The organism is Dyadobacter sp. HNCC25DJ186, from assembly GCF_056895235.1.
The window spans coordinates 667,620-681,317 of sequence record NZ_JBXHAS010000001.1 but is presented as its reverse complement, the minus strand read 5'-3'; the positions used below and the strand labels follow the sequence as shown (position 1 = coordinate 681,317).

The 13,698-nt window shown below is 40.5% G+C and carries 10 protein-coding genes; all 10 read left to right on the top strand.

Annotated elements, in window-relative coordinates:
- Nucleotides 1–120 precede the first annotated feature (120 nt).
- The 10 genes from AC1XUO_RS02825 to AC1XUO_RS02780 all read left to right on the top strand — a co-directional run bounded on the left by AC1XUO_RS02825 (nucleotide 121) and on the right by AC1XUO_RS02780 (nucleotide 13,669).
- Nucleotides 121–969 carry a sugar phosphate isomerase/epimerase family protein gene (locus tag AC1XUO_RS02825; RefSeq protein ID WP_483328240.1) on the top strand — a complete coding sequence of 283 codons (849 nt, stop codon included), beginning with the start codon at nucleotides 121–123 and terminating at the stop codon, nucleotides 967–969.
- A gap of 76 nt (nucleotides 970–1,045) precedes the next feature.
- Nucleotides 1,046–3,121: a CehA/McbA family metallohydrolase domain-containing protein gene (locus AC1XUO_RS02820; RefSeq protein WP_483328239.1), complete on the top strand. Its 2,076-nt coding sequence runs from the start codon at nucleotides 1,046–1,048 to the stop codon at nucleotides 3,119–3,121.
- A gap of 16 nt (nucleotides 3,122–3,137) precedes the next feature.
- The gene (locus AC1XUO_RS02815; protein ID WP_483328238.1) at nucleotides 3,138–4,202 is read left to right on the top strand and encodes a family 43 glycosylhydrolase; all 1,065 of its coding nucleotides are present in this window, start codon (nucleotides 3,138–3,140) and stop codon (nucleotides 4,200–4,202) included.
- A 123-nt stretch (nucleotides 4,203–4,325) separates the two neighbouring features.
- Nucleotides 4,326–5,489, top strand: coding sequence for a cellulase family glycosylhydrolase (locus AC1XUO_RS02810; protein WP_483328237.1), 1,164 nt, complete (start codon nucleotides 4,326–4,328; stop codon nucleotides 5,487–5,489).
- Between the two features lie 157 nt (nucleotides 5,490–5,646).
- A complete protein-coding gene (locus tag AC1XUO_RS02805; RefSeq protein ID WP_483328236.1) occupies nucleotides 5,647–7,209 on the top strand; it encodes a sulfatase family protein in 1,563 nt (520 codons plus the stop codon).
- 458 nt (nucleotides 7,210–7,667) lie between these two features.
- Complete coding sequence (locus tag AC1XUO_RS02800; protein ID WP_483328235.1) at nucleotides 7,668–9,074, top strand: immunoglobulin domain-containing protein; 1,407 nt, start codon at nucleotides 7,668–7,670, stop codon at nucleotides 9,072–9,074.
- A gap of 592 nt (nucleotides 9,075–9,666) precedes the next feature.
- Complete coding sequence (locus AC1XUO_RS02795; protein ID WP_483328234.1) at nucleotides 9,667–10,371, top strand: hypothetical protein; 705 nt, start codon at nucleotides 9,667–9,669, stop codon at nucleotides 10,369–10,371.
- 58 nt (nucleotides 10,372–10,429) lie between these two features.
- Complete coding sequence (locus AC1XUO_RS02790) at nucleotides 10,430–11,527, top strand: Ig-like domain-containing protein (protein ID WP_483328233.1); 1,098 nt, start codon at nucleotides 10,430–10,432, stop codon at nucleotides 11,525–11,527.
- 140 nt (nucleotides 11,528–11,667) lie between these two features.
- Nucleotides 11,668–12,972: a T9SS type A sorting domain-containing protein gene (locus AC1XUO_RS02785; RefSeq protein ID WP_483328232.1), complete on the top strand. Its 1,305-nt coding sequence runs from the start codon at nucleotides 11,668–11,670 to the stop codon at nucleotides 12,970–12,972.
- A gap of 88 nt (nucleotides 12,973–13,060) precedes the next feature.
- Nucleotides 13,061–13,669: an RNA polymerase sigma factor gene (locus AC1XUO_RS02780; RefSeq protein WP_483328231.1), complete on the top strand. Its 609-nt coding sequence runs from the start codon at nucleotides 13,061–13,063 to the stop codon at nucleotides 13,667–13,669.
- Nucleotides 13,670–13,698: the final 29 nt, after the last annotated feature.

Genomic DNA, 13,698 nt, shown 5'->3' with positions numbered 1-13,698 from the left:
CGGGCTCACATCTCTTAACCATGGGTACCGCCCATGGTTATTCCCGTGTTCGTATTATGGCCTGAAACATGTCGCCTGAATATCCTGAACTTATCACCAATTCGTCCCAAAAATATAACCATGTTATTCGGAGCAAGTACATTTATATGGGTATCTCCATTTTCAACAGAAAACGTTGATCTGCTCACCAAAGTAAAAAATATGGGCTATGATATTATTGAAATAGCTGTGGAAGATACCAGCCTTATCGACTGGAAAATAATAAAAGACGCAGCAAGCGACCTTGACTTGAAAATCACAATCAGTGGCGCATTTGGTATGGAGCGTGATATTTCCAGTACCGAGGCTGAATACCGGAAACTTGGAAAAGAATATATTATCGACTGTATCAAAATCGCAGCCAATGTGGGAAGTCCGATCTTCGGCGGACCTGTTTATTCGGCTGTTGGAAAAACCCGGCTGGTTTCGGACGAACAGAAAAAGCAGGAACGGGCTTGGTGTGTGGAAACCTTAAAAGAAATTGGAACAATTGCCGCTGATCATGGTGTCGTTGTAGGTTTAGAGCCGTTGAACAGGTTTGAAACTGATATGGTCAATACGGTCGATCAGGCATTGTCGATTGTACAGGAGGTTTCGAGTCCGAATCTTAAAATTGTGCTGGACACATTTCATTCTAATATTGAAGAAAAAGATATTCCGGCTTCTATCAGGAAAATCGGGAAAGATTTACTTTGTCACGTGCAAGGTAATGAAAGCGACCGTGGAACTCCAGGAACCGGACATCTGGAGTGGGACGGGATCAGTGAAGCGTTGAAAGAAATAGGTTACGATGGAGCTGTCGTGATAGAAACATTTGGACAGCCTTCCAAAGAATTAGCCAGAGCAGCCTGTATCTGGCGACCGCTGGCAAACAGTGCCGATGAGCTGGCATCGGAAGGATTAGACTTTTACAAGCGTATATTTTTGTAAAAACCGTCTTATCGTTAAGAAACTACTCACAATCATTTCGTCACAAATTAAAGATGATATACTCAACCTATTAGCCATGAAAAATCTGATTCTTCTTTTGTTGATCACAGTTTGCAACACCGCCTTTGCCCAGATCGCAGTTGACCTTAAAAGTTTTGATAAAAAAAGTAACGTTCAGGTTGAGATGAAAGACAATATGTTACATGTCAGCTGGCCAACCGGGGTAACAGAAATTGGAAAAATTGCTTTTGATCTCCGGAGTGAAAAACCTCTTTTAAGCACCATTCAGGTAGTTGAAAATAATATTTCACATACCGTTTCCAAAAATCTTGATCCTGCATTCATCGTCAATGTCGGTAAGCGTGACCTTATTTCTCAAAACGGATGGAATATTTTCTTTGACAAAACAGCTTATCTACCGTATGAAACTTATACGGTGAAAGTAGTAAAAAGCGGTGTGAAGGTAATTTCATCAGGAACGCATACAAAGATCAGGGTGGAAGGCGCCACGGCAGGACCATTTTCCGGTTCCATCGACATTACTTTGTACAATGGAAGTCCATTGCTGAATATTTCTGCGGCATTGACAACAAAACGTGATTCCGTGGCGATTATTTATGACGCCGGGTTGGTAAGTAAACAATCGCCCTGGGAAAAAATATTCTGGTCGGACACGCAGCAATATGTTCAGGATAAAAAGCTGGATGGCACGGAAGAAGCGCAGGAACTTGAAGTGAAATACAGAACAATTATCGGTCAGAGTAAAGAAGGAAGTATGGCTGTATTTCCTGCACCGCACCAATACTTTTATCCGCTGGACAATTGTTATAATTTAAATCACACCTGGTTTGGTAACAATTACAGAAAACTTATTCCCGGTTACGGGATCGGAATTCGTAATGATATGCTTGGTGACAGGCGCTGGGTTCCCTGGTTCAATGCGCCTCCCGGTACCGAACAACATCTTAATTTTTTCTGTCTGATCAGTGCGGAAAAAGATGGTAAGGTTTTGGAAAAAGTAAAAGCATTCACCCATAATGATGTTTACAAACCTGTGGAAGGTTATTACACCATGGCGAGCCATTTTCATCAGGAGCTTGTGGATGATGTTTTGACTCATAAGCCTATGCCGGAAATGCCTGGTTTTATTAAGGCTTTTAGAAATACAGGCGTCAATATTGTCCATCTGGGTGAATTTCACGGCCCGGGAAGTCCCAAAGGACCTGAGGTAAAACGTTGGACAGAACAAAAGACGTTGTTTGAAGAATGCGCCAGATTATCAGGTGGTAATTTTTTGCTCTTGCCGGGTGAAGAACCGAACAATTTCTTTGGCGGACACTGGATGAATATTTTTCCAAAGCCCGTCTACTGGATTATGTCAAGAGGAAAAGACGAGCCTTTTGTTGAAGATCATCCGGAATATGGAAAATTGTACCGCGTTGGAAGTAAAGAAGATATGCTCAAATTACTGGAAATCGAAAAAGGCCTGGCCTGGACAGCACATGCGCGGACCAAAGGGTCAACCGGTTTTCCCGACAAGTACAAGGATGAAGCTTTTTATAAATCAGATCGTTTTTTAGGTTCAGCCTGGAAAGCGATGCCTGCGGATCTCTCACAGGATAAGTTGGGGAAACGCGTACTGGATTTAATGGACGATATGGCAAATTGGGGACAGAAAAAATACGTCATCGCTGAGGCAGATTTATTTAGAATTGAACCAGAGTACGAACTTTATGGTCATTTGAATGTCAATTATTTACAGCTCGACGAAATGCCTGAATTTAAAAAAGGCTGGCAGCCAGTATTGACGGCGATGGAAACTGGGAAATTTTTTTCAACCACTGGCGAGATTCTTATTCCAACTTTTAAGGTAAATAATAAGAAATCAGAAGAAACGGCGAAGCTTGATGCGAAAGGTGCTGTTGATATAACATTGGAAACCAGCTGGACTTTTCCGTTGAACAAAGCTGAAATAATCTCTGGCGATGGAAAAGAGGTTTTTCGCGAAGTAATCAATCTGCACGATACGCAGGCTTTCGGGCAAAAAACTTTCCATTTTTCGCAAAACCTTAAAAACAGAAAGTGGGTACGTGTGGAAGTTTGGGACGTAGCAGCCAACGGCGCATTTTCACAAATTATCTGGCTGGAATAATTATAAAGAAGAAGTTATGAAAAGACTACAATTAACAATACTGACTTTATTCATAGTCATTTCCGGAAACGTTTTTGCGCAAACTGTTGACAAAAAAGAAAAGACAAAGACGAGTGATATCAAATATCGTAATCCGGTTTTTGAACCAATTCTTGCAGACCCGACTGTTATAAAAGCGGATGACGGCTGGTTTTATGCATACGGAACACAGGATAATTGGGGTGATGGAAATCCTGCTCATTTGGTCGCCATCGTTCGTTCTAAAAATCTGGTGAATTGGACTTATGTAAAAGATGCATTTCTTTCTAAGCCAACCTGGAAAGAAAAAGGCGGAATCTGGGCACCTGAGGTAGTAAAAGTAAATGACAAATACTATATGTATTATGCGTTTTCAACCTGGGGAGATCCTGATCCGGGAATCGGACTGGCCATTGCAGACGGGCCAGCCGGGCCTTTTGTCGATCAGGGGAAGCTGTTTTCAAGTAAGGAAATAAATGTGCCCAATTCCATTGATCCGTTTTATATTGAAGATCAGGGTGAAAAATATCTTTTCTGGGGAAGTTTCAGTGATGCGGAGACACAGGGAACTTATGGTGTTGAATTATCTAATGACGGAAAGTCTGTACCGGATTTGAGTAAAAAAATAAAAATAGCAGCCGGAGATTTCGAAGCGGTTATGATCCATAAACGAGAGGGTTATTACTACTTTTTCGGGTCAAAGGAAAGTTGCTGCGAAGCTGCCGACAGCAAGTACAATGTTCGCGTAGGAAGGTCAAAAGCTTTGTTTGGACCTTATGTTGATAGAGATGGAAAAGATCTTCGGGAAAGAATGGCTGGTTCTTTACTTATTCATCGCACTGAAGAAACCGCTGGCCCCGGACATAATTCCAGATTGATAACAGATTCGAATGGAAACGACTGGATGTTATATCACGCGATTGATGTCAAAAATCCAAAGGTTTCCACAGGTGCGAACCGTAGATTTTTAATGCTGGATAAAGTCAGCTGGAAAGATGGATGGCCGGAAATTTTGAACGCAGAACCAAGTATGGATGAGCAGGAAGCTCCTTTTTTCAATTAACAGGGGTTTCACGCAAAGAAGGGAAGTTAAAATTAAGTTCGCAAAGAAAAAGCTTAGCGTTCTTTGAACTTGTCTTCCCTTCTTTGCATGAAAAAAACGAAGCTTAACTTTAACTCTTAATAAATGAAATATTTAAAAACGACAGTCTGGGCATTACTTATCGGCCTTTCCTTCCAAAACTGCGCAAAAAAAACCGAGGACAAAAAGGAAGAAACAAGCACAGAAGAGACATCAGCAGCCAGAGAAATCTGGACGAAAGAGCAGGCGAAAGATTGGTATGGTAAACAGGAGTGGATCGTAGGCGCCGATTTTTTACCAAGCACCGCCATCAACCAGCTTGAAATGTTTCAAGAGGCCTCATTTGACACTGCTACTATAAATAAAGAATTAGGCTGGGCCGAAGGAATCGGGATGAATACCATGCGGGTTTACCTTCATGATCTTTTATGGCAGCAGGATTCCACGGGATTTTTGAAGCGTCTGGATACATTTCTTTCCATTGCCGACAAACACAAAATTAAACCTGTCTTCGTGCTGTTTGATTCTTGCTGGGACCCATTCCCAAAATTAGGAACGCAGCGCGCTCCAAAACCGGGCGTTCATAATTCGGGTTGGGTACAAAGCCCGGGTTATGATGCCTTGAAGGACAGTACGCAGTATCCGCGCCTGGAACGTTATGTAAAAGGTGTTGTCGGTAAATTCGCCGATGATGATCGCGTGCTTGCCTGGGATATCTGGAATGAGCCCGATAATACCAACAACAGTTCGTATGGCAAAGTGGAGCTTCCAAATAAGGTTGATTACGTATTGCCTTTAATGAAAAAGTCTTTCGCCTGGGCAAGAACCGAAAATCCTGAACAACCTTTGACTGCCGGAATCTGGGCGGGAGACTGGACTTCCTACGAAACGTTAAAGCCGATTGAAAAGGCAAGTATCGACGAGTCGGATGTGATCTCGTTCCATAATTATGACAGTGCTCAGGAATTTGAAAAACGGATCAAACAATTGCAGCAATATGACCGTCCGATGATTTGTACAGAATACATGTCGCGCGGAAACGGAAGTTTCTTTGAAGGATCTTTGCCAATTGCGAAAAAATATAATGTCGGAGCAATTAACTGGGGATTGGTGGATGGAAAATCTCAAACGATTTATCCATGGGATAGCTGGAAGAAAACATATACCAGCGAACCGCCACTTTGGTTTCATGACATATTCAGAAAAGACGGAACGCCTTACAAACAGGCAGAAGTTGATCTGATTAAAAACCTGACTGCACGTAAGTAATTAGTCAAAAAAATAGTCCCGGAACGGTTTCGTAACTGTTCCGGGATTTTTTGTGTGTTATATAAAAAGCTTTCCCGCACAGTTTACTATTATATTTGAAGAGAAAAATTAATAGTATACTACCTGAACCCGTCATCAGAAAATAATCCAAAACTTTATGCATCTCTTGAAAATCAAAACCTATACCCATTCTACAAAATTGTTCTTAGCGATATTAATCTCGTTTGTTAATTCTCAAATCGCTGTCGGACAAAAGAAAACCGACAAGCCCAACGTAATTTTTATCTATGCGGATGATTTGGGATATGGAGATTTGAGTGCTTATGGTGCAACAAAAATCAGTACGCCAAATATCGACAGAATTGCGAAAGAAGGTTTGAAATTTACCAATGCCCATGCGACGTCCGCAACTTGTACGCCTTCCCGGTATGCGCTGATGACAGGAAATTATCCCTGGCGGAAAAAGGGAACTGGAGTTTTGCCGGGAAACGCCTCATTGATTGTTCCAATAGACAAAATTACTTTACCTCTGATTTTTCAAAATGCAGGTTACAAAACCGGTATTGTTGGAAAATGGCACCTGGGTTTGGGAAGTCCCGGGAAGGATATTAACTGGAATAAGCCATTAAAAGTTGGTCCAAATGAAGTTGGATTTGACTATGCTTATTTCTTTCCGGCAACTTCCGACCGCGTGCCGACAATTTTTATTGAAAATAACGATATCGTCGGTTATGAGAAAGAAGATCCTATTGAAGTCAATTATGTCGAAAAAATAGGAAAGGGACCGACGGGAAAAGAAAATCCAGAGTTGTTGAAACTGCAAGCCTCACCGGATCACGGGCATAACAACACGATCGTAAATGGCATCGGAAGAATCGGCTGGATGAGTGGCGGAAAACGTACACGTTGGGCAGACGAGGAAATTGCGCATGTATTTTTGAGCAAGGCTGAACAGTTTATTGAAGAAAACCAAAAGAACCCGTTCTTCCTTTATTTCTCCTTGAACGACATCCACGTTCCCCGCATGCCAAGTACCGAGTTTAAGGGAAAAAGCAAAATGGGACTTCGGGGTGATGTAATCCTGCAAATGGATTGGACGGTTGGTGAAATTCTTAAAAAACTGGAAGCATTAGGTTTGGAAGAAAATACAATGATCATTTTTTCAAGCGATAACGGTCCGGTGTTGGACGACGGTTATGCCGACAAGGCAGTTGAATTATCAGAAGGGCACAGACCAGCGGGCATACTACGAGGCGGAAAATACAGTGCTTTCGAAGGAGGAAGCCGGGTGCCATGGCTGGTTCGCTGGACCGGCACCATCAAGCCGGCAACGGTTTCCAATGCCCTGATTTGCCAGGTTGATTTACTGTCATCCTTTGCCCAGTTTTTCCAGCAAAAAATTGAGGACACAGAAGCTACTGATAGTTTTGCTATTATGGACGCACTGATTGGAAAAACCAAGATCGGTCGTGAAAGTATTGTGAAGCAGGGCGACGCATTATCTTATACCAAAGGAAACTGGAAATATATTGAGCCGAATGCAAATCAACCAGTCAATAAACTAACCGGTACAGAGCTCGGCAATAATCCGAAACCACAGCTTTATGATCTGAGTAAAGACCTTGCTGAAAAAAATAATCTCGCATCGCAGTATCCAAATAAGGTAAAACTAATGGCCGAAGAATTACAGAGAATAAAAGATGCGGGTGGAAGCAGGTAAAACCTTATTAAGATTATTCAGACTATAAATCAGATTTTGGGTTTTCTAAACTATTAGAAATTTTTCTATGTTTATCTATATTTTTGATTTGTTATTTCGAATTTTGTCTATATTTTATTTGGCTTTAATAAGTGAAATTGTAGAACTTAATTTTTGATAAATAATAATATTAGACTTAATATTTATTTCAAATTATCTTTTATTAACTAATTTTCGATAGAAGATAAATGTATTTCCTTTTATTTAAAGGAATATTCTAGTTTTTTAGTCTAATATGTATTTTTCGCACTGTTTGAGGAAGAATGAGGTTATTTTTCTTCTTTGATATTCATGTAACTGTTTTCAATACATCGACACAAAAAATATTTTTTTAAATTAATTTGTGTTGTAGTAAATATTCTATAATATTGTATTGAAATCGAAATAGTTCTACTCTTGTAGAGGGTTTACATTCGCCTATGGAAAAAGCGTTTTACTTAAATTTCTTTGTCTTAATAATTGGTAATTTCCTGAACGTTGTGATTGCGCAACCTGGCGATGCTGTTTATGCAACCTCTGCAACAGGTGGAGGTGTGGCTCCGGGTCCTGCTATTTTACCAACAGGTACATTTTTGTCGGACAGTGTAAATAATGCAGTTAATGTTGCGGGCAATGTAAAGCCAAACTCAAAGGCTGCCCATTTATCGGTGAGAAGTACGGCGGGTGTCGCAAGTGCATGGATACAACTTGCCTTTGCCTCGCCGGTCCCCGCAACTTCGACGAGCTATATTAAGATCTCGAACTACACTGGTACCGGAACAATCTCGGTACAGACATATACAAGTGTTTCGGGTACGGGAAGCCCGGTTTCTCCGACACCTGCCGCATACAAGACCTATTTTACCAGTGACGGGAATCAATATTTAGCTATTACCCCTAGTGTGGAGTATCGGTCAGTTCGGGTTACGCTGGCCTCTGTCGCTTTGCTTTCAACAAGTAATGTCGATGTTTATTATGCGTTTTACGGTCCGAATGCGGTCAATGACAGTAATCCCTTTCCGTTCAATGTCGCTGATTGCGGTTCTGCAAATGTCAGTACCATAGGTAGTTCCGGAATATCGGTTGGTTCATTTGGGGTAGCTAATCCTGGTAGCGCGATTGACGGAGACGTAACTGGATCTGGTTCATCGTTTTATGCAACTGGTTTAAGTTTACTTTCAGGTCATATTTTTCAAACTTTTTATTTTAATGGTATCTCGAATGTTGCAGATGCAGTGAGAATCATATTCTCGAAAAATGGTGCCTTTCTGGCGGCGTCATTAGCTTCAAGTGTGAAAATTCAGGGATATAACGGGGCTGTTGCCGTCGGGAGCTCCCAACCATTCAGTGCTTTGCTGGACGTAAGTTTATTATCTTCCTTGAATACAAATAATAATAAGGTGACAGCCTATTTTGCTCCCAAGGACGCATCCGGGACTTCGGTAATATTTGACAGAGTTACTGTGGATCTTGATATCGGCCTGCTCGGACTTGCGCTGGGTGCCAGTGGTTTAAATATTTTTGATGTACGGAGAGTACCGGATGTACCGGTGACATCAGATAAAACAGTTTGCTCAAATGTTGGTATCGTATCATTATCGGCTCTCGCGAGCCAGACAAATTTGGGATTAGGTTTTATTTACAAATGGTATGATGCCGTTCGGGACGGGAGCTTGTTGCAAGAAGCTCAAAACTATACGGTTAGCGGATTGACCACTGGCGGCCAAAGTAGAAGTTATTTCGTAGATATTCAAAAAAGCGGGTGTCCGGTTACATCTGCAAGAAATAAAGTGGATGTTACGGTAACGGAAGCGCCCGTAACACCGCCAATTGCGCTCAATCCCTGATTTAGATGCAAAAAATTTATTTCTCAGTTATTTAATAAATATTTCTCACCAATTAATTAATCTCTATGAAAAAAGCATACTCCCCAACAGACTAACTGTCACTTGGTAATGTCGCCTCAGTGCGCCTGTACCGACATTAGTAAATTCCCAAAAATTTAGAGTGTAAAGGTTGTACTCATATTATTTAAAAGTGAAATTTTCTGATTTCTTGAAATGAACGTGATTTCAAAAAATCAGAACAGGAAAAATATGTCCTGTTTTTGTAGAATAGAATTACTTAATACAAATTAGAATCTTGCTGACGTTTATAGTTAAGCGTTTAAGATCGTTTTCTTAAATGTCAGTTTGGAATGCGGTTTAAGCCCTAATGAATTTTTAATTCCTCTAATTAATCAGTGTAAAACGTTATGAAAAACAAATTAAACTCGGACTATCCGGACTTGCCGGATATCGCCTGACTCTTATTTTGCAAATAAGGTGAATATACTGTCGTACTGTCGAGCCGCTATTGGTTCTGGGAGAGGTACGTTCGCTTACCAAAGAAACCAAATTTCAAGAATCAAAAAATCTAAAAATTTAACAGAAATCTTTTATGAAAAAGTTTATTACCTCTCTTTGCCTTAGTTTCTTCGTTGTTGTTGCATCTTTTTCTATTTCCAGTGCGGCGGTTATCCCCGGTGGAACATATTATGTTGTTGCCGGCGAGTCCTTCTCGCTAACTCCTGGTGCTGGAACTGTATACGAATATAAGTGGCTGTTAAATCCAGGCAGCGGCCAGATCCCGATTGATTTGTTGGGGACAACAGGTGGCGCTTTTGTTAGGACTTTTGGTACGGCTACCGATACGGAAGTTGTAAAAAATATATTGCAGTTAAGTGTTTTAAGTGAGGTCGCCGGCTGTTTGTCTGATATCATCGAACACACGATTATAGTATTGCCAAAAATTACTATTACACTTACCGTGCCCGAAGGACAGGACAATTTCTGTTTAAATCAGATAGTCAATACCAACCTCACCGCATCAGTAACAGCGGTAACAGGCTTAGGAGATTACGGAGTAACCATTTCACCTTCATTTCTATGGAAAAATGGCGAAACAACAATACCTGGCGAAACGGGAAGTGCCTTGGCTGTTACTTCTGCCGGTACTTACAGCGCATTAACAAGCTACATACTCCCAGAGTCCGGAATCTGGCAGGCAACCGCTTCAAAGTTAATAAATAGTGTTAATTCACTGTCAAAGGAGATCAGAAACAACCTTCCTGTTCCGACGCTTCCAACGATTACGCTTAACTAATGTGATTTTTGTTCAGTTTGTTTTAGTAAAGCAGAAAGGATATTTCGTTGTTCTATCCATGAAAATCGTAACCTTATTCATATCAGTTATCCTCGTTTTGCCCATCCTTGCCTATGCGCAAGGTGGTGCAAAACAGGTATTGATATGTAAGGGAACAACATTGAGGTTAAAAGCGGAATCTTTGGGTGCTTTTAGTTATGAATGGCGGAAAGATGGTATCACTGTGCCGGGTGAATCAGGTAGTCAGATTATCGCTTCGGAGGCAGGAGATTACACAGTATTTGCGCTAAATGCTGCGGGTTGCAGTTCAGAAATTTCGATAGTGATCCAGCTTACCTATAACGTGCCCACAGCGATAAACGACCAAATTTCCGGCAAGACAAATGAACTTCTGCTTTTGGATGTATTACAGAACGATCAGTCATTATGCGCAGAACTCGATACTGCGACTTTGATAGTGAACAGTATTGCTGCCCATGGTGTAATATTTAAAAAGGAGGGTAAGTTTTTATTCAGACCTGAACGTGATTTTGAAGGCACAGACTCTTTTACTTACGCTGTCAGTGATAAAAGCGGTCAGATAACCAATATTGCTACCGTCACAGTCGATCTGTCAGGTTCTCCGCTACCAGTTACATTGATCAGTTTTAGTGCGGTAAAAAAAGAGCTTACTTCTTTTCTTATCTGGGCAACGTCGATGGAAATGAACAGCGATCGTTTTGAAATTGAGCGGAGTACGGATGCCGGATCCTGGAATAAAATAGGTCAGGTTATGGCTGCTTTCGAAAGCAATATTAAGAACAGTTACGACTTCACCGATGAAAATCCGGAATCTGGCTTGAATTATTACCGGCTGAAAATGATTGATCGTGACGGCACTTTTGCTTACAGTCATATCATATCGGTTCACTTTCCTGAATTTACCTGGGCAAAACTATTTCCAAACCCGGTCAACGATGTCCTGAACGTAATTTTAAACAATAAAAGAGTAAGGAAAATCCGTTTGATTGACTCTTTCGGCCGCGTGGTGTATGATGAAAAGGTCAGTTCCAATACTTTGAAAATAGAGATGAAATCGTACGTCCATGGAGTTTACTTCATTCACCTTGAACAGGATGATGGAATGGTAAGGGTTTTTAAGATAATGCACGACTAATAGTGAGAATTTGTTTTTATTAATCCCTTTTCGCGTTTTTCTCGGAAAGGGATTTTTGTTTAATAGTAATTTGAATATGTATGTGACGAGTATGTAAATAGCCGTCTTACTTGAAGTTGTTACATTATAACATATTGATTATGAATACAAATTTATTTTTTAGATCGATGTGTATTGTATTGGCTTTCAGTTTGGCAGGGCATCTGCTTTTAGCGCAGACCAACTATATGGAGCAGAATTTCTCAGGCGGCGGTCCGTTTGTAAATGCAAATCCGGATGTTGGCCAGTTTAGCCATCTGATCACGACAAATGCAGCTTCATCCAAATTTGAGTTTGGGCCGGGATATATGGATATGACCAGGTTTGTCGCAACCAAGGGCGGACTTGTCCGGGCGGTGAGAGCTGTGCCATTTTCTCCAAATCCCGAAACTTTATATATCCAGATCACTTTCAGTGTTGAGGAAATAAGCGTGGCAGATTTGAACGCTGTTTACTTTTATTCAGGTGAAAGCTTTTCTGGAACCAACAGCACTTTTCATCCCAATGCAATTTTATTCAGCAGATTTACGATCGACTTTTTAGCATCTTCTTTCGTCGTGCATGATATTCAAACCAATAAGAAAAGCAGCCCATTACCATTGCAAACGCCTGTGACAATTACCTGGGTGCTGAATAATTCTTCGGATGGACACATTTATCGAAAACCCGAAAGTTCTGCAAATCCGGATTATAAAGTGATGCCTAAAAAATACGATCTATGGGTGAATGAAACATTACTGGTCGATGAAGCAGATGCTTATCCGGAAAGTTCTGCTTATTCGATAAACAAACTTTCAAATTTTGAAATCAGATTCTGGACAGGCGTGGGAAGGGTTCGATTTGGGAGCCTGAGAATTCGCGATATCACCGGAATTCTCCCGTTATATCTTGTTTATTTAGATGTGAAAAAGGATGAAAAAAAAGCTTTGATATCCTGGCAAACAGAACTGCAAAACGAGACTGATTTGTTTGACATCAAGAAAAGCAAGGACAAAATATTTTATGAAAAACTGGATTCAATTAGTGCCGGGCCGGGAGGTGATCATGCATATTCAATTTATGATCATGAACCTTATAGTGGAACAAATTACTATAAAGTCGAGCAGGTTGACCAGTATGGAAATTTAATTGATTCGAGGGAATTTGTCTTTACAATGGATACTGAAACCGGACCATTTATATTCCCAAACCCATCGTCACCTCACCTAATTCGAATTAACGCAGGTGGGATAAATTTCGATTTGCTGAAAATTTACAATATTCTGGGACAAGAGATTGACTTCACATTCAATATACTGGATGGTTTGATTGAAGTCCAACCATGTAAGAAAATGCTGGGTGGAATTTACATTCTCTCACTTGTTCAAAATGGCAAAGTTGAGTTTCTACGATTTCTCGTCGAATGAGGACAGGTTAGTAGAAATAAATTTATAAAATCTATTGTGATTTGTAGGGTGTATTGTGTTAATTTGGTGTCTACATTATTAAAGAGCCATGCGTACAATCCCTCATCTACAAGAAATTCCCGATGATAAAGTCATTTGGCAACGTTTTCTTGCTGGTGAAGTGGACGCGTTTGAGCGTTTGATGACCCTCCATTTTCGTACTTTGTTTCATTATGGAAGCAAATTTTCCAAAGACAAAGAATTTGTGAAAGATAACATTCAGGACCTTTTTCTGGTTTTGTGGGAGCGGCGGCAAAATCTCAGCAGCGATATCGTTGTAAAACCTTACATGATGGCTTCTCTGCGTCGTCTAATGCATCGTAGTGCAAAGTCAAAACCGTTGTTGTCGGATTACCCATTTGAAGATTATAATGGAGATTTTGAAATTGAATTTTCTGTTGAGGAAGAATATATTGAAAATGAATCCAGCCTGGTCATTACACGAAAACTAAAAAGGCTTTTAGATGAACTTCCGGAAAGACAAAAGGAAGTAATTTATCTAAAATTTTTCCAGGAGATGGACCGGGGGCAGATCTCTGAGGTCATGAACATCTCCCCGCAAACAGTTTCTAATCTTCTTCAAATTGCAATTAAGCAATTGAAAAAGCACTGGAAGGCGGAATTTTTAACCTTATTTTTGGTGAATTTTCTTTTGTAACTTATTGTTGATTTGTTTTTATAAACACA